Genomic DNA, 17,920 nt, shown 5'->3' with positions numbered 1-17,920 from the left:
GCATTCCTACAGAGTTGTTTTAGATAAGAAAACGGGGTTCTCTTATTAAAACGTTTTCGCGTCCTCACAATTGTGATTCTGCTTAACATACTGGTTGTTTTGTTCAGTTTTCAAAGAGCAAATTGTTTGTCGCGCTTTTTAGCGGCGACTTTTATAATATAACATACATCTCAATGATGTGTCAACTATATTTTTTAATAATTGTCGGTAAATCAATTTAATGATTTTGGCGACAGATATAAATTTACCACGCGCCAAAGATATTGTCAACAAAAACTTTAAGCTTATTTTACTAGAAAAGTTCCCTTCTATTATATGGACGAAATTGTTTCATATTAATAGTCCATTCGGTTTCTATCTTTTCCTTCATGTATGCTATACTACTATTGTAAAGTAAGGGAGGAAATAAATATATAATGGCTCAATTAATGTACTCAAACAAAATAAATAAAGTTCGTTCCTTAGCACTTATCTTAATTTTTGGCGGCATTCTACTTATGTATGTTGGTTTATTGTTCAGAACTTCTGAGTGGGTAATGCTCGCCTTCTTCGTTTTAGGATTATTGATGATTTTACTAAGCGTAGTTGTTTATGTATGGATAGGAACATTGTCTTTACGAGCTGTGCCGATTGTTTGTCCAAGCTGCGAAAAGCCAACTAAGATGTTAGGACGCGTAGATGCTTGTATGCATTGTAGACAACCTTTAACTTTGGATGAAAATCTTGAGGGTAAAGAATTTGATGAAAAATATAACAAACGTAAATATGCAAAATCAGCAGAAGAGCAAGAGATCGATAAGTAATTTCATCTTTAATACAATGAAACTATTAAAAAACCCCGAAGCGATAAATTTATCACTTCGGGGTTTTTTCTTTAGTGTTTGCCTGCTTGAACTTCTTGACACTCTTCACACGTACCATACAATTCTAAACGATGATGACTTATATCGAAGCCTGCTACTTGTTCTGCCAGTGACTCCACTTCTTCTAATGAAGGATAATGGAAGTCAACGATCTTCTCGCATTTCTGACATATAATATGGTAATGCTCAGTTGTGTTACAATCAAATCGGCTTGATGAGTCACCATAGGTTAACTCTCTAACAAGACCAATTTCACGTAGTACTCTTAAGTTATTATATACTGTTGCAACACTCATATTAGGAAATTTACCTTCTAAAGCTTTATATATTTCATCAGCTGTTGGGTGAACCATAGAATTTAATAAATATTCTAGAACTGCATGACGTTGTGGTGTAATTCGGACGCCTGATTCCTTTAATGTTTCCATAGCGTCACGTAATCTTTTTTCGGACACCTTCAACAACCTCACTTTCAGTAAACATTGCTTATAAGCAACATTATTAAATTATAATCTTTATAATTAGTTTACTTACTATATATTGTTATGTCAATATAAGTAGCTTGGTTATGATAAAATCCACCAATAATCAGTCGCAGTTCTCAACCGCTTTTAATACCCCTCGTCCAAATTCACAGTATTTATCATATCCGCTTTGTTCTGTTCGAAGGCTTGAAGGTTTTGTTTAAATATATCTAAAGCTCGGACAACATAAGCAGGCGATAAACCTGATATATGGGGTGTTATCGTTATATTCTCTTCTTTCCAAAATGGATGTTCTTTAGGAAGTGGTTCTTCGTCAAATACGTCTAATACTGCATGAGCAATTTTTTCTTCTTGGATCGCACGTAATAAATCTGCTTCTACTAGTACAGAGCCACGACCCATATTAAGGAAAACTGCAGAAGAATTCATTACGTGAAAATCCTCATACGTCAGCAAGCGTTCTGTCGCTTTTGTACTTGGAAGAACAGAAATAACAAAATCTGCTTTAGGAAGCACTTCTCTTAATTCTGAAGTTTGGTGGACTTCGTCAAAATACTCGACTTCTTTGCCACTTCTTGAAACGCCAATTGTTTTCATACGAAAAGCCTTTGCAAGTCTAGCTGTCTCCCCACCAATTGCTCCTGTACCTAGAATCACCATTGTTTTTCCAGTGATTTCCTGAACTTTAATTCTATTATCCCATACTGTATTTTTTTCATTTTCAATTATGGTTTTTGCATTGCGATAAACTTGAAGTAGCATAGATATCGCGTATTCTGCCATTTGAATTTTATGGATGCCTCTCACATTAGTTACGATAATACCCTTTTCCTTTATCGCCTTAAAGGGAAACCTATCTACCCCAGCAGATAGACAAGCAATCCATTTTAACTTCTCCCCTGCTTCGACTAGCCCCTCATCGATGTCATTGCCATAGGTAACAAATACTTCTGCATCAGCTAAGTACTTCGTTGCCTCCTCAGGTCTGTCACAGAATACGAATTTACTATTCGGAAAATCTTTCACAAGCTTTTCTCGATGCTTGGTTGAGATTTTTGCTGAAAAAACGATCATTCCCCTGCCCCCTTCATTAAATCATATCCTATTACTTTGTTTCTTCTTGTAGGAACTCTAATGCTTCTTCCACATGTCCTTTCACGCGGACTTTGCGAAATTCTTTCATAAGCTTTCCTTCTTTATCAATAATAAAAGTAGAGCGCTCGATACCAAAATATTCTTTACCAAAGTTTTTCTTCAATTTCCAGACGTCAAATTCTTCTGCTAGTTTATGGTCCCCATCTGCTAATAATTCAAAAGGTAAATCATGTTTATCAATAAATTTCTGGTGTCTTTCCACTGGATCTGAGCTTACACCTAAGATTACAGCATCTATATCTGTAAATTTCTGATGATTGTCACGGAAATCACAAGCCTGTGTTGTACAGCCTGGTGTCATATCTTTTGGATAAAAATAGAGTACAACATACTTTCCTTTATAATCACTCAAACTAATTTTTTCACCTGCCTGATTAGGTAAAGTGAAGTCTTTTACTTCTTTGCCAATTTCAACTGTCATGAGAATCCCTCCATTTTACTAATAATTCAACTATACCATAGTGAACTTTTAGCTTCATTTTTGATATAGTTATATTTAAGATTACCAAGGAGGATGTCAAATGAATTTTACGAAATCTGAAAGCTTACATAAAGAAGCGCAAGAACATATTGTTGGGGGCGTTAACTCCCCTTCTCGTTCTTATAAAGCAGTTGGTGGTGGAGCTCCAGTTTATATGGAACGTGGTGAAGGAGCATATTTCTACGATGTCGATGGAAATAAGTATATTGATTACTTAGCTGCTTATGGTCCAATTATTACAGGGCATGCACATCCTCATATAACAAAAGCGATACAGTCAGCTGCTGAGAAGGGTGTATTATATGGCACGCCAACAGTCTTGGAAAATAAATTCGCGAAGATGCTAAAAGAAGCAATCCCTTCATTAGAGAAGGTTCGTTTTAATAGTTCTGGTACAGAAGCTGTTATGACAACGATTCGTGTTGCTCGTGCATATACAGGACGTAATAAAGTTATAAAATTTGCCGGATGTTATCACGGGCACTTTGATGCCGTACTCGTTGAGGCTGGTTCAGGTCCTGCAACTCTCGGAACTCCAGATTCAGCTGGTGTACCTGCATCAACTGCAGCTGATGTTATTACCGTTCCATTTAATGATTTACCAAGTTTGAAAGCAGCTTTAGATAAATGGAAAGATGATGTTGCAGCAGTAATAGTTGAACCTATTGTTGGTAACTTCGGAATCGTCGAGCCTCATGATGGATTTTTACAAGGAATTAATGATATGGCTCATGAAATTGGAGCACTTGTTATTTATGATGAAGTTATTTCCGCATTTCGTTTTACCTATGGGAGCGCACAACAAGTTTATGGTGTAGAACCTGACTTAACTGCAATGGGTAAAATTATTGGTGGCGGACTTCCAATCGGAGCATATGGTGGACGTGTCGATATTATGGAACAAGTAGCACCACTCGGACCTGCTTATCAAGCTGGAACAATGTCTGGAAATCCAGCATCTATGGCTGCAGGAATTGCTTGTTTAGAAGTTTTACAAGGTGAAGGTGTCTATGAAAAGCTAGAAATGCTTGGAGCGAAACTTGAAAAAGGTATTCTAGATAAGGCTCAAAAATATGGGATGGAAATTACAGTAAACCGTGTTCGTGGTGCTCTTGCTCTCTTTTTTGGAAAAGAAGAAATTACGAATTATGATCAAGCAGAAGCGACAGATAGTGAGGCCTTCGCTAAATTCTTTAAGCTCATGCTCCATCAAGGGATTAATCTAGCTCCATCAAAATACGAAGCATGGTTTTTAACAACAGAGCATACAGAAGCAGATATCGATGAGACGATTGAAGCTGTGGATCACGCATTTTCCGAAATGAGTAAGTAAGTTAATTGTGAATATCAGGATATTGTGTGGCGATATCAGGATAAATTGTGACAGTATCAGGATATGATGTGTCCATATCAGGATTTCGCAACATATATCAGTATCTCAACAATAAAGGAGGACTCTCATCTGAGAATCCTCCTTTTTCTTAGTATCTAATCAAGATTTTGTATTTCATAAAGGTCGTAATAGCTACCTTTTCTTTTCATTAATTCTGCATGCGATCCTTTTTCAACAATTTCTCCATTTTCAATAACTACAATTGTATCTGCATGTGTGATTGTCGCTAAGCGGTGAGCGACAATGAATGTCGTTCTATCTGCAGCAAGCTTTTCCATTGTTTCTTGAATGAGAAATTCACTTTCAAGGTCAAGTGCAGAAGTAGCTTCATCAAAAATGAGAATCGGTGGGTTCTTTAAGAATACACGAGCGATTGCCACTCTTTGCTTCTGACCACCCGATAATTTAACTCCTCTTTCACCGACAAGTGTATCGTAACCATGTGGAAGACCGATAATAAAATCATGAGCATTGGCAGCTTTTGCAGCTTCAATAACCTCTTCGTCTGTTGCGTATGGATTTCCCATACGGATGTTCATTGCTATTGATTCACTAAATAATATATTATCTTGTAAAACCATCCCTATATTATCTCTTAGCGAGCGTGCTTTAACATCACGAATATCAATACCGTCAACACGAATTGCTCCACTTGTTACATCATAAAATCGTGGAAGTAAACTTATTAAAGTTGATTTACCCCCACCACTCATCCCAACAAAAGCTACTGTTTCACCTTTATTAACAGAAAGGTTCACATTTTTTAAAACTTCTAGTTCATCGTCATCATAGGAAAATGATATGTTATCAAACTCGACATTTCCATGTACACGGTCTAGATCTTTGGCATCTTTTTTGTCTTTAATATCATATTCTTCATTAAATAACTCGAATACACGATCAATAGAAGCAACTGATTGTACCAAGACCGTAGATGAGTTGACTAAACGACGTAGCGGACTATAAACTCTTTCCATAAATCCGACAAAAGCCATCATTGTACCTAATGTTGTATCTAAATTAATGACTTGATATGCAGCAAAGCCGATGACGAGTAGCGGTGCAAGGTCTGTGATCGTATTCGTTACAGCAAATGTTTTTGCGTTCCAGTCTGTATGCTCAATTGCTTTGTCTAGAAACTTAGTGTTACGAACATCAAATTGTTCTTGTTCATACTCTTCTAAAGCGAAACTTCTCGTTACTGGCACTCCTTGAATTCTTTCATGTAAGTGCCCTTGTACTTCGGCAAGCTTTTGCGAGCGTTCTCGAGTTAATTCTCGCAATCGACTGTAAAAATACTTAATCGCAAATCCAAAGAATGGAAATAGTGCAATAGCAACTAATGTTAATGGTACGTCCATCGATAGCATTATTCCAATCGCTATGAGTATCGTGATTAAATCTAACCATACGTTCATAAGACCAGTTATTACGAAATTCTTCGTTTGTTCGACATCATTTATTACCCGGGAAATAACTTCTCCCGTTTTTGTTTTAGAATAATACTTTAAACTCAGTCGTTGTAGATGGGAAAAGAGCTTGTCTCTGATGTCGAAAAGAATCGTATTTCCAACCCATTGCGCAAGATACTGGCGTGCATATTCAACTGGTGGTCGAATAACTAGAAAGACGATTAAAGTAATGCCCATTAACCAGAAAAGCTCACTGATCTTTTCATCTCTAGTCATTGTTTCTACACCAATAATATCATCTAAAACATACTTTAAAATTAAAGGTATTAATAAAGGTATTCCAAATTTAAAAATACCTACGAAAATGGTAATGAATATTTTCCATTTATAGGGCCAAACAAATTTCATATACTGTTTAATACTGCTCATTAAAATCTACCTCTACAATCATTAACGGTATGTTAAATAGCGCTCATACCAATTATCTATAAAATCTGGTGCAAATGGGCCTTCTCGTTGATATATCCATCGTAGAAGATTGTTCAAATTTTGATGGAGAATTCTATCAACCACATGAGGATAATTCATTTCCTCCTTATGTTGTTCATATTCATCTTCATCTAAAATCTTATAAGTCATATCTGGAAAAACTCTAACATCTAAATCATAATCAATGTATTTCAGTGCTTCTTCATCAAATACAAATGGCGATCCAATATTACAGTAGTAATGAATCCCATCATCTCTCACCATACCAATTATGTTAAACCAATATTTCGAGTGAAAATAACATATCGCTGGCTCTCTTGTCACCCACATTCTTCCATCACTTTCTGTAACCGTCGTACGATCATTTCCACCGATTATCACCGTTTCTGTACCCTTTAAAACCAGTGTACTTTCCCAGACCCGGTGTAAACTTCCATTATGTTTATAACTTTGTATCTCTATTTTCATTCCAGGATCTGGCGTCAGCATACAATCTACCTTCCTTTATAATCCATTCCCAATTCTATTTCATTCATTATAAAGGTACCCCACCCAAAATAAAAGTTAAATGCAACAACAAAAGCGTAAGTGCCCGTTTAGCAACGAACAAACTGGAGCGCTTCGCAATGAAATAAAGGAAACACAACGAACGAAGAGAGTTGATGTTGACTTATTGATTGGAGAAGTGTGAAGTTTGATAGTTGCTGGGCACTGAAGCTAGACGCAATAACAAAAGCTGAAGTGCCCGTTTAGCAACGTACAATTTCCCAACTTTCAACCAACAAGAAAAGAGCTCCTATTTAAATAGAAGCTCTTTTCTTGTTGGTTCATTATATTCATTATTTCTTATTTTGTTGTGATTTTTGGTTTTGACGTTTAACTTCTTGAGCATTTGTCTCTGAAGCAAACTCAGTACCATATTGACCCTGACCTTGGGCTGCCTTTTGGTTTTGCTTTCTCACCTGTTCAATGTTAGTACCTGCTTTTGATTTATTTTGTTGATTCGTCATCTGTATCACCTCCGTAGTCATTAATTTATCCATTTTCGAAAATCCTATACGGAGTAAATTTATGATTAGCTACAGATTCTAATACAACAACACTACTCGAGATATTCCATCATTTTCAAATGCGGTACTGGAAATGGCAATGCATCAATTTCAGGTCGATCGACAAATAATAACTCTGAACTTTCGACAGTACCTTCTTTAGCTTCTGCTGTATAAACTTTAATTTGCCATATAAGATGGCTAAATACATGCTTTAATTGGCCACGTTGCTCGTTAACCTTTATCTTAAGATCATACTTTTCGTCGAACCATAGCTCTAATTTTTCTGGAGTTATGTTTTCTAAAGGTACCATCGGAAATTGATAGAGATTTGCCAATAAACCTGTCTCCGGTCTTTTTTCTATAAGGTATTTCCCTTCCTTATTTTTTATAAGAACAGCGGCGTAAGCGATTTGTTTTTGCTTCTTGGCTTTTGTTTTGACCGGTAACTCATTTTCAGCACCTATTGCATATGCACGGCAATACTCTTGTACAGGACATAGTAGACAAGCTGGGGACTTAGGTGTGCAAATTGTTGCACCTAAATCCATAATCCCTTGATTGAAAGCAGATGGATTTTCTTCTGATATCACTTCACGGACAAGCGTTTCAAAATGTGTTCTCGTCCTTGCTTTTGCAATATCGTCATCCACTAAAAACACACGAGAAAATACACGCATAACATTGCCATCAACTGCTGGTTCTGGTTGGTTAAAGGCAATGGAAAGGATAGCACCTCTCGTATAAGGACCAACACCTTTAAGTTCGCCTAGTGCTTCTTTTTCAGAAGGGACTTTTCCTTCGTATTTTTCCACGACTTCACGGACAGCTGTTTGTAAATTTCTTGCTCTCGAATAATAGCCTAACCCTTCCCAGCTCTTTAATACGTCTTCTTCATCTGCTTCTGCCAAAGCATGGGTTGTTGGATATTTTTCGACGAATCGATTAAAATAAGGAATAACAGTATCGACTTTGGTTTGCTGAAGCATGATTTCGGATATCCATACAGTATAAGGGTCTTGACTCTTTCGCCAAGGTAAATCACGTTTATTCTGAAGATACCATGAAACCAAGTCTTTTTGAAAAGCTTTTATGTTAAAATTTCGTAATATCTCTTTGACCAAGTAAACACCTTCTTTATGATACAATTAGTATAAAGACAAAAAAAGATATAATGGAATAACACACCTTAATAAATAACCTAAAGGAAGTAGGTCCTATACGATGGATACTGGAACACATATCGTGATGGGTATCTCGCTTGCTGGTCTAGCAACACTTGACCCAGTCGTTCAAAGTGATCCCGTTTTATTTAATGCCGTTCTGGTTGGGACAATTGTTGGTTCACATGCACCAGACTTTGATACCGTTTTTAAAATGAAAAATAATGCAACATATATACGCCACCACCGAGGAGCGAGTCATTCAATTCCAGCGATTATACTCTGGGGATTGTTGGTTTCGGGGCTTATATACCTTTTTGTGCCTCAAGTGAGCTATTTACACTTATGGATGTGGACAGCGCTTGCCGTCGTCATTCACGTTACAGTTGATCTATTTAATGCTTACGGAACACAAGCACTTCGGCCATTTTCGAATAAATGGATTGCTCATGGGTTTATCAATACCTTTGATCCCTATATCTTCTCACTAAACGTAGTAGGAATCATTGCATGGTCATTAGGAGCAAATCCTGCATACACTTGGATTACTATTTATGTCGTGATTATCCTTTACTACATCAAGCGCTATTTGGATAAACGAGAAATAGTAAATAAAATTAAAGATCATTTCCCTAATACTATTGAAATCGCGACCTCGCCAACCTTAAAGCAAAACTATTGGCGTGTGGCAATTACAACAGAAGATCGATTTTATGTAGGTAAAGTAGAAAATCGTCATATTGAGATTGTCGATGAATTCAAAAAGATACCACTACCGAACCAACCGATAATTGATGTTGCAAAAACAGATAAAAATATCGCTGCTTTTCTTAATTTCTCACCAGTATTTCGTTGGGAAATCAATGAGTATGATGATTATACTGAAATAAGATTAATCGATTTACGTTATCGCTCAAATGATCATTATCCATTTGTAGCAGTATTGAATATTAGTCATGACTTAGAGATAATAAGCTCTTACACGGGTTGGATCTTCTCTGAGCATAAGTTGCAGCGTAAACTACTCGTTGGCGACAACCCTATTAGCTAAATGTATATCTAAAATTAACTTCGACGTTGGCTTCTTTAACCAACGTCGAAGTTTTTATTTATACTATTTCTCTTGTTTCTCTTTTTTTCCTAATAGTGCGATTGGTAGAGCTTCTTCTTTTTCATAGAGCTCATCAAGTAGGTTGATGCGCTGGCCCCAAGCAAAGATTCCGTTCACATAATTAATTTTAAAGCGAAAACCTACTTCTGTTTTCAAATTATAAATTTCACCAGGCTTAAAATCTCCTGGGTTCATTGTATAGGAAATCGCAACCTGCATTTTTCTTTCATTCACTTGTACTTCAGAAATATTACCAAGTTGCTCTGCTTTCTGTGCTTTTTCTTTTAATTCACCAATTTCTTGGTAAAGTTGTTCTATTGAATAATCACTATAACGATAATTCATTTTCGTCTCCCTCACTTCCAATGTATAGCTTATCAATTTTTACGGTAAAATGGAATTATATTTATTCAGCGCTTTACTCGTTCCTCAACAAATTTTTGAATGAGTTCAAAACGAAAGCCGCGCTGATGTAGTCCTTCTTTAATTTTATTTCGTAACTCGAATCCTTCCAGTTTTACAGAATGTTTTTTTAAAAGTTTTTCTCCTTGAAAATTAAGTGCTTCCCATTCTTCACTATCATCCTTGGTATCAGCAAACTCAGCTGTCACTTCCTTTATAACATCTTGTGCATATCCCTTTTGTACGAGACTCATTTGTAACTGCTGGATGCGTTTTCTGAAGGAATGTTTGGAGGGTTGCTTCAATTTTTTATCCATTAGCTTATACACTTTATCGAACTGCATTTCATATGTAAATTGTAGAAGGACGTCCTCAATAATCGTCTGGGTTATCCCTTTTTCTCTCAATTCATTCGCAATAATTTTCGGACCTTTTGTTGAAGTATTTATTCTCGTCCTTACAAACATATTTGCAAACTCATGATCATTTAATAACTTTTCATTCGTTAGACGTTCCAGGATTTCTTCTATAAATTCATGTGACACTTCTTTTTTCACTAAATAGTCATATACTTCTTTGCGAGAACGCATTCGATAGCTTAAATAGTGGATAGCTCGGGTATAAGACTTGTATAGATTATCGCGTTGGTTTATCGCTTCGATTGTTTTATCATCAAGTTCGAGGCCTTTTCTCAGATGAAATTCAATAAGAATTGCTTCATCAACACTGAATGCATATGCATCACTATTTTTTTCAGCAAAGAAGATATTATATCGATTTGTATTCTTCTTTTGGGTTGTGATTTTACTAATTTTCTTCATACGCATACCCCTTTCTTACCTATCATAACATGAAAGAATGTAGATGTAGACTAGATATATTCATTTAAAATACAAGTAATCGGAGGGATAATATGAACTTCATTATTACAGGTGGAACAGGTTTTATTGGTGGACATTTAAAAGAACATCTTATTAAAAAGGGTCACCATGTCTTTGTTTTGACTCGTTCACCAAAGGCTGAAAATAATACCAACTTTGAAACCCATATTTCTTATTCAGTTAATACCGAAGAACTCCCGGAAATTCATGGAGTAATTAACTTGGCGGGCGAATCACTTTTTGGATATTGGTCTGAAGAAAAGAAAGACAAGATCCTATCAAGTCGCCTTAAAGTTACTGAACAGGTTATCCAACTTGTTAAAAAGCTTCGTGTAAAACCAAAAGTGTTTATTAATGGTTCTGCAGTCGGATATTATGGGATGTCTGAGGAACTTATTTTTACAGAAAAAACGACAACTCCTGGTGAAGACTTTCTAGCTCAGGTTGTAGTCGACTGGGAAAAAACTGCAAGTGAAGTAGAAAGTCTAGGAATTCGCGTAGTATATACAAGATTCGGGATTGTTCTTGGGAAAAAAGAAGGATCTTTACCAATGATGGCACTCCCTGTAAAGCTCTTTGTCGGGGGTAAAGTTGGTGATGGTGAACAGTGGATTTCTTGGATTCATATTAATGACGCCATTTCCTTGTTAGATTTCTGTTTGTTTAATGAAGAAATGAATGGGCCAGTAAATATCACTGCTCCCCGTCCACAGCGCAATCATGAGTTTTACAAAACACTAGCCGAAGTTTACAAAAGACCTTACTGGTTTCATGCGCCAGCCCCCCTCCTAATCTTAGCACTTGGAGAGATGGCAACACTACTTACTGAAGGACAATATGTATTGCCGCAGAAGGCTTTGGAGCAGGGTTTTAAACATGATTTCCCGAAATTAAAAGAAGCGTTAAATCAGTTAAAATAATGCAAAAATTACATTAAAATAATTTCATAAAATATTTTTCAAAAAAGGATTCCCTTTTTTATAATTCCGTTGTAGAATGAGTTAAGAAATTATGTTTCGAAACCTTTTTATTCGATAAGTTTCACAATAAATGACTTGGTTTCGCCACTGCAGCAAGGAAGGAATCATCCTTTCTCAACTGCCAAAAATCGCAAGTATTGGAATAACATATTCCATTGCTCCGTACTGAAAGAGTTGAAGTCTGTTTTAATTGCAAGATAAGGAATTATATAGGGAAGGCAAATGGTGCGCCACCAGTATGAAGATACTGGTTCTAGTGGGTTCGATTCCCACCCCGAATTTTTGTTGTAACTTTAAATAAAAATTCGTGGGTAGGTTTCTTGGCGAACTTACTAGATTTCTGCATGTAGAAATACTACCCACCTGGAAAAAGGAGGGTTTTTTTATGCTAAAAATGCGTGAATTACATGAGGTGCCAGTTCTTTATGAATTAATGACACATCCAGAAGTATTTCCCTATGTTAGACAAAAAGCCGACACATTAGATGAATTATATTTTATTACAAAACAGACAATCGAAGCTGAACAAAATTATGAGTTGATCTCTAGAACGATTGTTGATGAATTTCAACAACCAATTGGTACGATCAATCTTTTTGACATCGATGAGAATCATGGATTCTTAGCGACATGGATTGGCAAACCATATTTTGGCAAGGGATATAATCGCCTGGCAAAAGAAGCGTTTTTTGATGAGCTGTTTTTCTCAAACGAAATTGATGGCATCTTTATGAAGGTGCGCAAATCCAATATTCGCTCACTTAAAGCAGTCTTGAAACTACCTTATATCGCATTAGCTAATGAAACCTATCCTCAGGTTTATAATAAAATCAATGCTGTTGAAGAAGTATATGATCTATTCGTCATTTCAAAAGAGAATTATATGGCATATCAACAGTTTGCTAACACAGAGACAGCAACGGCTGCAACTGGTGAAGAAGTTTCCTGATAAGATTTCAGGTTAGAATGCCGATAATCCATGATCAAATAACATTACTACTCGTTTAGTGCATAGATAGACTTATACGTTTTATAAAACCAAAGCAGATAGATAAATGTCTGCTTTGGTTTTATTTATTTGGAAGGAGTTTTTAATAGTCATTTAGAACGGATAATTTAAGAAAATGTTCCCCAATGAGATGACTGCTAGCAATCTTATATGCTTCATGTTTTGACTTTCCAAATGCATAGACAGTTTTAATATCTTTACTATTCAAATCCATCGTAGCTTGCCAAACTTTTTCCTTCGTCACATTCCATAAATAAATAACTGTAGTTGCTTTATCGAGTACTTCAATCTCAATTATTTCTTCATGAAAAGTCGCTCTGAGTATAAGACTTTTCGTCAATTGAGTTATAGTATCATGACTTAAAATCATACATCCTAGTTCCATTTTCCTACCCCCTTTGTTCTAATTACGAACATTTTAACATATGTTCTATATAAGAACAAATATGGCATTTTTTAGTGATTTAACCATGTTAGGATAAACAGACATAACAATTAATTTATTAAAAAAAAGTGGGATCATGTATGAGCTTTGAACAAATTGCATATAATATAAAATTCTTTCGTGAACAAAAAAACTGGACCCAGCAAAAGTTAGCGGATCAGCTCGTTATTTCTCGATCCACAGTAACGAAGTGGGAAAATAATCAACTAACGCCTGATATTAATAGCTTAATGAAGTTAAGTTCTGTGTTTAATGTAACGCTAGACCATCTTGTTGGGAATAAATTATATCAAGAAGATATTTTACTAGAATTTAAAAGAATTTATCGTTCTGAAGCTGTGAGCTTTGATGATGAGGCTGTTGAATTAGTAGAATACATCATGAAATTCCCTGATTTTAAACAACAAATCTATCGTCTAAAAGAACTTTCAATTAAAAAACAATTATCGATTCACCAATTACTAAAAGATATGATCGACCAATACGAACTAATGTAGAGAGAGCAAATTTGCTCTCTTTTTTTGTTTTGATGTTTTTAAAGTTTATTTTATTTAGAAGATACGCCCTCTGTGTTAATAAACTCTTCACTTTTTAACAGTTGAAGTATTAGAAAAAACTCCCTATCAATTTATTATTTTGGCTATGTTAAAGATTATTGTTGAGATATAATCCATTAAAAAATCAGAGAACCAGATTAAGCTTCGGAAATATACGGAGACTCCCGCGGGTCGACTAAAACCGGTCACGTCCTGTGACCAACGTCGACATTAGGACGTCCTGTCCGTCGAAGCAAGGCAACGGTGAGACCCCGCAATTCGCTTGCGAATGAGGAGGCTCACCAGCCGCCCGCGGAAAGCGGATTATATTTCCGAAGCGTGGTATTCCTCTTAAAAACATTAAGCTTTAACATAAACTTTATTATAAAAATTTCTTCCATCTATTAATTCTATCTGTTATACTATACCTATAACAGATGTCACAAAAAGAAATGAGTGTGAGAAATATGTTGATTGAGCTTGATATGACTTCAGATAAACCTATTTACATTCAGCTAAAGGAACAAATTATTGAGGGAATTGCAAGGAAGGAATTGAAGCCTGGAGATGATCTACCTTCTGTTCGTGCCCTTGCTTCCGACATTGGAATTAATCTTCATACGGTAAATAAAGTTTACCAGCAGTTAAAGCAAGAAGATTATATTCAAATCCATCGGAATCGCGGTGTCATTATTAACCCTGATGGTTTCGCACAAGCTGACCAAGCTTACAAGAAAAAATTACATGATACTTTAAGACCTTTAATAGCAGAAGCAATTTGTCATGGGCTTCAGCCAGATGAGTTTTCTAAAATGACTGATGATATCTTCGAGAAAATTTTAAAGAAAGCCGGTGAAAACAATGAATAACCTCTTTTTGTTTATTTCGCTCGCCATTTACATTCCAGTTTTAATGCCTTTAATATTTATCCCATATTGGACAAGAAAAACAGAAAGCTTCGGAGTAAGCATTCCTGAAAGTATTTATTATACAGAGCCTTTAAAAACATATAGAAAACAATATGCAATTTACACTGCGATTGCAGCTGTTCTGCTATATCTTGTGTTATTTACGTTTGGAAGAAATGCAAGTGATTCGGAAATGGGAATCTTAATTTCTTCTATTATAATCGTTCTCTTAGTAGTTAGTTTCCTTATCTATTTGTTCTTTCATAATAAAATGAAAAAATTAAAACAGAATAGTGATTGGAAAGACGGAAAAAGTGAACGGTTATTTATTAGCACAAGCTTCCATAAGGAAAAGTTAACCTATTCTAATTTCTGGTTTCTTATTTCATTTTTCCTTGCTTTAGTTGTTATCTTCTTTACTTTTAATAACTATCACTTGTTGCCAGATCAAATTCCGATGCAATATAACTTCTCAGGAGAAGTAACAACTTGGGCTGATAAATCCTATCGTTCTGCTTTACTCTTACCTGTGATGATTCTATATATGACTTTACTATTCATTTTTGTAAATACAGTTATCGCTAGAGCAAAACAACAGATTGATAGCGAAAATCCTGAAAAATCACTTAAACAAAATGCTTTGTTTCGAAGAAGATGGTCACTCTATATTATTTTAAGCGGAATTTCACTTAGTTTTATGTTAGCATTTGCACAGTTTACCTTCTTTTATTCCGTTGATTCGACACTTTTAATGGTCGTTATCATGCTCTTTACATTCTTAATGATTGGTGGCGCAATCTATCTTTCCATCACAACTGGCCAAGGTGGCAGTCGTATAAAGCACGGAACAATTACGCATAACGGAAAATCGATAAACCGTGATGAAGATAAATACTGGAAGCTCGGAGTCTTCTACTTTAATAGAAACGATCCCGCACTCTTCTTAGAAAAACGTTTCGGTGTAGGCTGGACAATCAATCTCGGTCGCCCACTTGCCTGGATCATCTTCATCATAATTATCGGCAGCGCAATCCTGCTCCCAATAGTCTTTTCATAGAGGCTCAGTTGAAGCATATTGTAAATACTTCATCTATTAAGAAATAAGAAGACTATATGAGCTTCGGAAATATACGAAGACTCCTGCGGGATGGAAGCTCACCAGCCGCCCGCGGAAAGCGAAGTATATTTCCGAAGCGAGTCTATCCTCACGACAAGAAGGAGCTTAAAAAGAGCATTCATAAAAAGGAGGTTTTACAATGGAAAAAATACTTTCATCGATCAATTTGGAATTACTATTACCTATCTTACTTATTCAAGGAGTGTTACTAGTTATTGCCGTAATGGACTGGATAAAAAATGAAAACCAAATACGAGGGAACCGCTGGGTATGGCTTGTAGTCATTATTTTAGGTAATATTCTCGGCCCAGTATTGTACTTTATCTTCGGAAAGAGAAGGGATGCCTAATGTTACTAACTGTTGATTCACTCACAAAACAATTCAAAGATACAAAGGTTGTAGATAACATTAGCTTCTCTCTTGATTATGGTAAATGCATTGCTCTTCTTGGCCCAAATGGCGCTGGTAAAACAACTACCATTCGAATTCTAGCTGGGCTCTTAAAACCAACGAGTGGCAAGGTGGTTTTTTCTGAAGCAAATGCAACTACTGATATCCGCAAGTTTATTGGCTATTTGCCACAGTATCCTGTTTTTCCTAGTTGGATGACGGGACTTGAATTTCTTATTTTTAGCGGTGAATTAGCACATCTTAAAAGAAACGTAGCGAAAGAGAGAGCTGAAAGTTTAATGGTGCGCGTCGGAATAGCTGATGCTCTAAACAAACGAATCAGTACTTATTCTGGTGGAATGAAGCAACGCTTAGGGATAGCGCAAGCAATGATTCATTCTCCTCAGCTTCTCATGCTTGACGAGCCGGTGTCTTCATTAGATCCAATTGGGCGCAGAGAAATACTATCGCTAATGGAAGAATTAAAAAAGGAAATGACTATCCTTTTTTCTACCCATATCTTAAATGATGCTGAAGAAGTAAGTGATGAACTCATTCTATTAAATCACGGTAAAATTATTGAGTCTGGTAAGCTAACAACTTTACGAAATAAATACCAGACATCAATTATCGAGTTATCTTTCCAGGAAAATCATGAAAATATCTTGCAACAAATAAATGCTCTTCCTAGTGTTTCTAAAAGTTTAATAGAGAAAAATACAATTAAGGTAGTCACTGAAAATATTGCGGAAGCTCGAACTGAATTATTGACCCTAATCTCAGAAGAAAAATTACCTATAATTCATTTTGAAGTAAACCGTGCTTCTTTAGAAGAATTATTTATGAAAGCGGTGAGTCAATAATGCAAAGCTATATTCTTTTTAAGAAAGAAATGCTGAATTTTTGGCGTGACCGCAAGTGGATCTGGGTTCCTTTGGTCTTTGTACTTCTTGCAGTAATGGACCCGATTACAACCTATTATATGCCACAAATCCTTGATGCTGTCGGTGGATTACCTGATGGTGCAGTAATAGATTTTCCAGAGCCATCGAATATCGAAGTAATCATGATGAGTTTGGGACAGCTTAGTACGCTTGGCGTTTTAATAATTGCACTAAGTTCCATGTCCATGATTTCAGGGGAAAGAAAATCTGGTGTTGCCGAGCTCATTCTAGTGAAACCTGTTTCTTTCTCAGCATATGTTTTAAGCAAATGGACTGCATTACTTACACTTACTTTAAGTGCTTTTGTTATCAGCATGCTTGCAGCTTGGTATTATATTGGTGTTTTATATGAATTTATTTCTGTCGGTGACCTTTTGATTCTTATCGTCTTTTATAGTTTATGGTTATTACTAGTAGTGAGTTTATCTATCTTTTATAATACGGTTAGTAAGTCACCTGGACTCGTAGCATTCTTGACAATTGCTACACTACTCGCCTTCAATCTAGTGACAATGCTACTTGGTGAAAGATTTAACTGGAGCCCGAACCATATATCAACTTATATTCATGAAGCATTGGTTTCTGGTGAAATTCCTACCGATTTATATGGAGCATCTATTTTCACAGTCCTACTCTCGATCCTACTTCTCATTGTTGGAAGCTATATATTTAAAAATAAGGAACACGCAGAATAAAAAATCAGGAA

22 protein-coding genes are annotated in these 17,920 nt (G+C 35.9%); 12 read left to right on the top strand and 10 right to left on the bottom strand.

The features are described from left to right. The first annotated feature begins 413 nt into the window (after nucleotides 1-413). Entirely contained in the window at nucleotides 414-803 is a 390-nt protein-coding gene (locus ACXYMZ_RS12265) for a YgzB family protein (RefSeq protein ID WP_458948698.1), read from the top strand. Nucleotides 804-874: 71 nt separating this feature from the next. Here ACXYMZ_RS12265 and perR read toward each other — a convergent pair whose 3' ends face one another. The 3 genes from perR to bcp all read right to left on the bottom strand — a co-directional run bounded on the left by perR (nucleotide 875) and on the right by bcp (nucleotide 2,924). Beyond that, entirely contained in the window at nucleotides 875-1,291 is a 417-nt protein-coding gene (gene perR / locus ACXYMZ_RS12260; protein WP_458948693.1) for a peroxide-responsive transcriptional repressor PerR, read from the bottom strand. 183 nt (nucleotides 1,292-1,474) lie between these two features. Beyond that, entirely contained in the window at nucleotides 1,475-2,422 is a 948-nt protein-coding gene (locus ACXYMZ_RS12255) for a D-2-hydroxyacid dehydrogenase (RefSeq protein ID WP_458948692.1), read from the bottom strand. A gap of 31 nt (nucleotides 2,423-2,453) precedes the next feature. Continuing rightward, nucleotides 2,454-2,924, bottom strand: coding sequence for a thioredoxin-dependent thiol peroxidase (gene bcp, locus ACXYMZ_RS12250; RefSeq protein ID WP_458948691.1), 471 nt, complete (start codon nucleotides 2,922-2,924; stop codon nucleotides 2,454-2,456). A 100-nt stretch (nucleotides 2,925-3,024) separates the two neighbouring features. Here bcp and ACXYMZ_RS12245 point away from each other — a divergent pair, with 100 nt between their 5' ends. After that, nucleotides 3,025-4,317 carry a glutamate-1-semialdehyde 2,1-aminomutase gene (locus tag ACXYMZ_RS12245; RefSeq protein ID WP_458948690.1) on the top strand — a complete coding sequence of 431 codons (1,293 nt, stop codon included), beginning with the start codon at nucleotides 3,025-3,027 and terminating at the stop codon, nucleotides 4,315-4,317. A gap of 155 nt (nucleotides 4,318-4,472) precedes the next feature. Here ACXYMZ_RS12245 and ACXYMZ_RS12240 read toward each other — a convergent pair whose 3' ends face one another. Then, complete coding sequence (locus ACXYMZ_RS12240; protein WP_458948689.1) at nucleotides 4,473-6,218, bottom strand: ABC transporter ATP-binding protein; 1,746 nt, start codon at nucleotides 6,216-6,218, stop codon at nucleotides 4,473-4,475. 21 nt (nucleotides 6,219-6,239) lie between these two features. Then, nucleotides 6,240-6,767, bottom strand: a complete 528-nt coding sequence (ntdP, locus tag ACXYMZ_RS12235) for a nucleoside tri-diphosphate phosphatase (RefSeq protein WP_458948688.1) — start codon at nucleotides 6,765-6,767, stop codon at nucleotides 6,240-6,242. 79 nt (nucleotides 6,768-6,846) lie between these two features. Here ntdP and ACXYMZ_RS12230 point away from each other — a divergent pair, with 79 nt between their 5' ends. Beyond that, entirely contained in the window at nucleotides 6,847-6,969 is a 123-nt protein-coding gene (locus ACXYMZ_RS12230) for a hypothetical protein (RefSeq protein WP_458948687.1), read from the top strand. 148 nt (nucleotides 6,970-7,117) lie between these two features. On the opposite strand, the gene ACXYMZ_RS12225 is transcribed toward ACXYMZ_RS12230, so the two are convergent. Both ACXYMZ_RS12225 and mutY read right to left on the bottom strand, forming a co-directional pair. Continuing rightward, nucleotides 7,118-7,288 carry a gamma-type small acid-soluble spore protein gene (locus ACXYMZ_RS12225; RefSeq protein WP_458948686.1) on the bottom strand — a complete coding sequence of 57 codons (171 nt, stop codon included), beginning with the start codon at nucleotides 7,286-7,288 and terminating at the stop codon, nucleotides 7,118-7,120. A gap of 92 nt (nucleotides 7,289-7,380) precedes the next feature. Beyond that, entirely contained in the window at nucleotides 7,381-8,451 is a 1,071-nt protein-coding gene (gene mutY, locus ACXYMZ_RS12220) for an A/G-specific adenine glycosylase (protein ID WP_458948685.1), read from the bottom strand. A 100-nt stretch (nucleotides 8,452-8,551) separates the two neighbouring features. Between mutY and ACXYMZ_RS12215 the strand changes: the two genes are divergently transcribed. Next, complete coding sequence (locus tag ACXYMZ_RS12215; RefSeq protein ID WP_458948684.1) at nucleotides 8,552-9,541, top strand: metal-dependent hydrolase; 990 nt, start codon at nucleotides 8,552-8,554, stop codon at nucleotides 9,539-9,541. Nucleotides 9,542-9,604: 63 nt separating this feature from the next. Here the strand turns inward: ACXYMZ_RS12215 and ACXYMZ_RS12210 are convergent, their stop codons facing one another. Then, nucleotides 9,605-9,946 carry a YfhH family protein gene (locus tag ACXYMZ_RS12210; RefSeq protein ID WP_458948683.1) on the bottom strand — a complete coding sequence of 114 codons (342 nt, stop codon included), beginning with the start codon at nucleotides 9,944-9,946 and terminating at the stop codon, nucleotides 9,605-9,607. 65 nt (nucleotides 9,947-10,011) lie between these two features. Continuing rightward, entirely contained in the window at nucleotides 10,012-10,824 is an 813-nt protein-coding gene (recX, locus tag ACXYMZ_RS12205) for a recombination regulator RecX (RefSeq protein ID WP_458948682.1), read from the bottom strand. A 92-nt stretch (nucleotides 10,825-10,916) separates the two neighbouring features. Here recX and ACXYMZ_RS12200 point away from each other — a divergent pair, with 92 nt between their 5' ends. Next, entirely contained in the window at nucleotides 10,917-11,804 is an 888-nt protein-coding gene (locus tag ACXYMZ_RS12200) for a TIGR01777 family oxidoreductase (protein WP_458948681.1), read from the top strand. A 445-nt stretch (nucleotides 11,805-12,249) separates the two neighbouring features. Further along, nucleotides 12,250-12,813 carry a GNAT family N-acetyltransferase gene (locus ACXYMZ_RS12195; protein WP_458948680.1) on the top strand — a complete coding sequence of 188 codons (564 nt, stop codon included), beginning with the start codon at nucleotides 12,250-12,252 and terminating at the stop codon, nucleotides 12,811-12,813. Between the two features lie 142 nt (nucleotides 12,814-12,955). On the opposite strand, the gene ACXYMZ_RS12190 is transcribed toward ACXYMZ_RS12195, so the two are convergent. Then, nucleotides 12,956-13,258: a hypothetical protein gene (locus tag ACXYMZ_RS12190; protein WP_458948679.1), complete on the bottom strand. Its 303-nt coding sequence runs from the start codon at nucleotides 13,256-13,258 to the stop codon at nucleotides 12,956-12,958. 140 nt (nucleotides 13,259-13,398) lie between these two features. On the opposite strand from ACXYMZ_RS12190, the gene ACXYMZ_RS12185 reads away from it, so the two are divergent. The 6 genes from ACXYMZ_RS12185 (at nucleotide 13,399) to ACXYMZ_RS12160 (ending at nucleotide 17,909) form a co-directional block, all read left to right on the top strand. After that, nucleotides 13,399-13,815, top strand: coding sequence for a helix-turn-helix domain-containing protein (locus tag ACXYMZ_RS12185; RefSeq protein ID WP_458948678.1), 417 nt, complete (start codon nucleotides 13,399-13,401; stop codon nucleotides 13,813-13,815). A gap of 506 nt (nucleotides 13,816-14,321) precedes the next feature. Next, a complete protein-coding gene (locus ACXYMZ_RS12180; protein ID WP_458948697.1) occupies nucleotides 14,322-14,723 on the top strand; it encodes a GntR family transcriptional regulator in 402 nt (133 codons plus the stop codon). Continuing rightward, on the top strand, nucleotides 14,716-15,819 hold the full coding sequence (locus ACXYMZ_RS12175; protein ID WP_458948677.1) for a DUF1648 domain-containing protein: 1,104 nt from the start codon (nucleotides 14,716-14,718) through the stop codon (nucleotides 15,817-15,819). The genes ACXYMZ_RS12180 and ACXYMZ_RS12175 overlap by 8 nt, the downstream gene beginning before the upstream one ends. A 199-nt stretch (nucleotides 15,820-16,018) precedes the next feature. Next, nucleotides 16,019-16,228, top strand: a complete 210-nt coding sequence (locus ACXYMZ_RS12170) for a PLD nuclease N-terminal domain-containing protein (protein ID WP_458948676.1) — start codon at nucleotides 16,019-16,021, stop codon at nucleotides 16,226-16,228. After that, complete coding sequence (locus ACXYMZ_RS12165) at nucleotides 16,228-17,133, top strand: ABC transporter ATP-binding protein (RefSeq protein ID WP_458948675.1); 906 nt, start codon at nucleotides 16,228-16,230, stop codon at nucleotides 17,131-17,133. The genes ACXYMZ_RS12170 and ACXYMZ_RS12165 overlap by 1 nt, the downstream gene beginning before the upstream one ends. Next, entirely contained in the window at nucleotides 17,133-17,909 is a 777-nt protein-coding gene (locus tag ACXYMZ_RS12160; protein WP_458948674.1) for an ABC transporter permease, read from the top strand. Before ACXYMZ_RS12165 ends, ACXYMZ_RS12160 begins: the two co-directional genes overlap by 1 nt. Nucleotides 17,910-17,920: the final 11 nt, after the last annotated feature.

Source organism: Oceanobacillus sp. CAU 1775, from assembly GCF_054482815.1.
This window is presented reverse-complemented; position numbering and strand designations above follow the sequence as displayed.

Bases quoted from the DNA above. Each gene is read 5' to 3' on its own strand.
- perR (WP_458948693.1), bottom strand. From the start codon at position 1,291: ATGGAAACATTAAAGGAATCAGGCGTCCGAATTACACCACAACGTCAT.
- ACXYMZ_RS12255 (WP_458948692.1), bottom strand. From the start codon at position 2,422: ATGATCGTTTTTTCAGCAAAAATCTCAACCAAGCATCGAGAAAAGCTT.
- bcp (WP_458948691.1), bottom strand. From the start codon at position 2,924: ATGACAGTTGAAATTGGCAAAGAAGTAAAAGACTTCACTTTACCTAAT.
- ACXYMZ_RS12245 (WP_458948690.1), top strand. From the start codon at position 3,025: ATGAATTTTACGAAATCTGAAAGCTTACATAAAGAAGCGCAAGAACAT.
- ACXYMZ_RS12240 (WP_458948689.1), bottom strand. From the start codon at position 6,218: ATGAGCAGTATTAAACAGTATATGAAATTTGTTTGGCCCTATAAATGG.
- ntdP (WP_458948688.1), bottom strand. From the start codon at position 6,767: ATGCTGACGCCAGATCCTGGAATGAAAATAGAGATACAAAGTTATAAA.
- ACXYMZ_RS12230 (WP_458948687.1), top strand. From the start codon at position 6,847: ATGCAACAACAAAAGCGTAAGTGCCCGTTTAGCAACGAACAAACTGGA.
- ACXYMZ_RS12225 (WP_458948686.1), bottom strand. From the start codon at position 7,288: ATGACGAATCAACAAAATAAATCAAAAGCAGGTACTAACATTGAACAG.
- ACXYMZ_RS12215 (WP_458948684.1), top strand. From the start codon at position 8,552: ATGGATACTGGAACACATATCGTGATGGGTATCTCGCTTGCTGGTCTA.
- ACXYMZ_RS12210 (WP_458948683.1), bottom strand. From the start codon at position 9,946: ATGAATTATCGTTATAGTGATTATTCAATAGAACAACTTTACCAAGAA.
- recX (WP_458948682.1), bottom strand. From the start codon at position 10,824: ATGAAGAAAATTAGTAAAATCACAACCCAAAAGAAGAATACAAATCGA.
- ACXYMZ_RS12200 (WP_458948681.1), top strand. From the start codon at position 10,917: ATGAACTTCATTATTACAGGTGGAACAGGTTTTATTGGTGGACATTTA.
- ACXYMZ_RS12195 (WP_458948680.1), top strand. From the start codon at position 12,250: ATGCTAAAAATGCGTGAATTACATGAGGTGCCAGTTCTTTATGAATTA.
- ACXYMZ_RS12190 (WP_458948679.1), bottom strand. From the start codon at position 13,258: ATGGAACTAGGATGTATGATTTTAAGTCATGATACTATAACTCAATTG.
- ACXYMZ_RS12185 (WP_458948678.1), top strand. From the start codon at position 13,399: ATGAGCTTTGAACAAATTGCATATAATATAAAATTCTTTCGTGAACAA.
- ACXYMZ_RS12180 (WP_458948697.1), top strand. From the start codon at position 14,322: ATGTTGATTGAGCTTGATATGACTTCAGATAAACCTATTTACATTCAG.
- ACXYMZ_RS12175 (WP_458948677.1), top strand. From the start codon at position 14,716: ATGAATAACCTCTTTTTGTTTATTTCGCTCGCCATTTACATTCCAGTT.
- ACXYMZ_RS12170 (WP_458948676.1), top strand. From the start codon at position 16,019: ATGGAAAAAATACTTTCATCGATCAATTTGGAATTACTATTACCTATC.
- ACXYMZ_RS12165 (WP_458948675.1), top strand. From the start codon at position 16,228: ATGTTACTAACTGTTGATTCACTCACAAAACAATTCAAAGATACAAAG.
- ACXYMZ_RS12160 (WP_458948674.1), top strand. From the start codon at position 17,133: ATGCAAAGCTATATTCTTTTTAAGAAAGAAATGCTGAATTTTTGGCGT.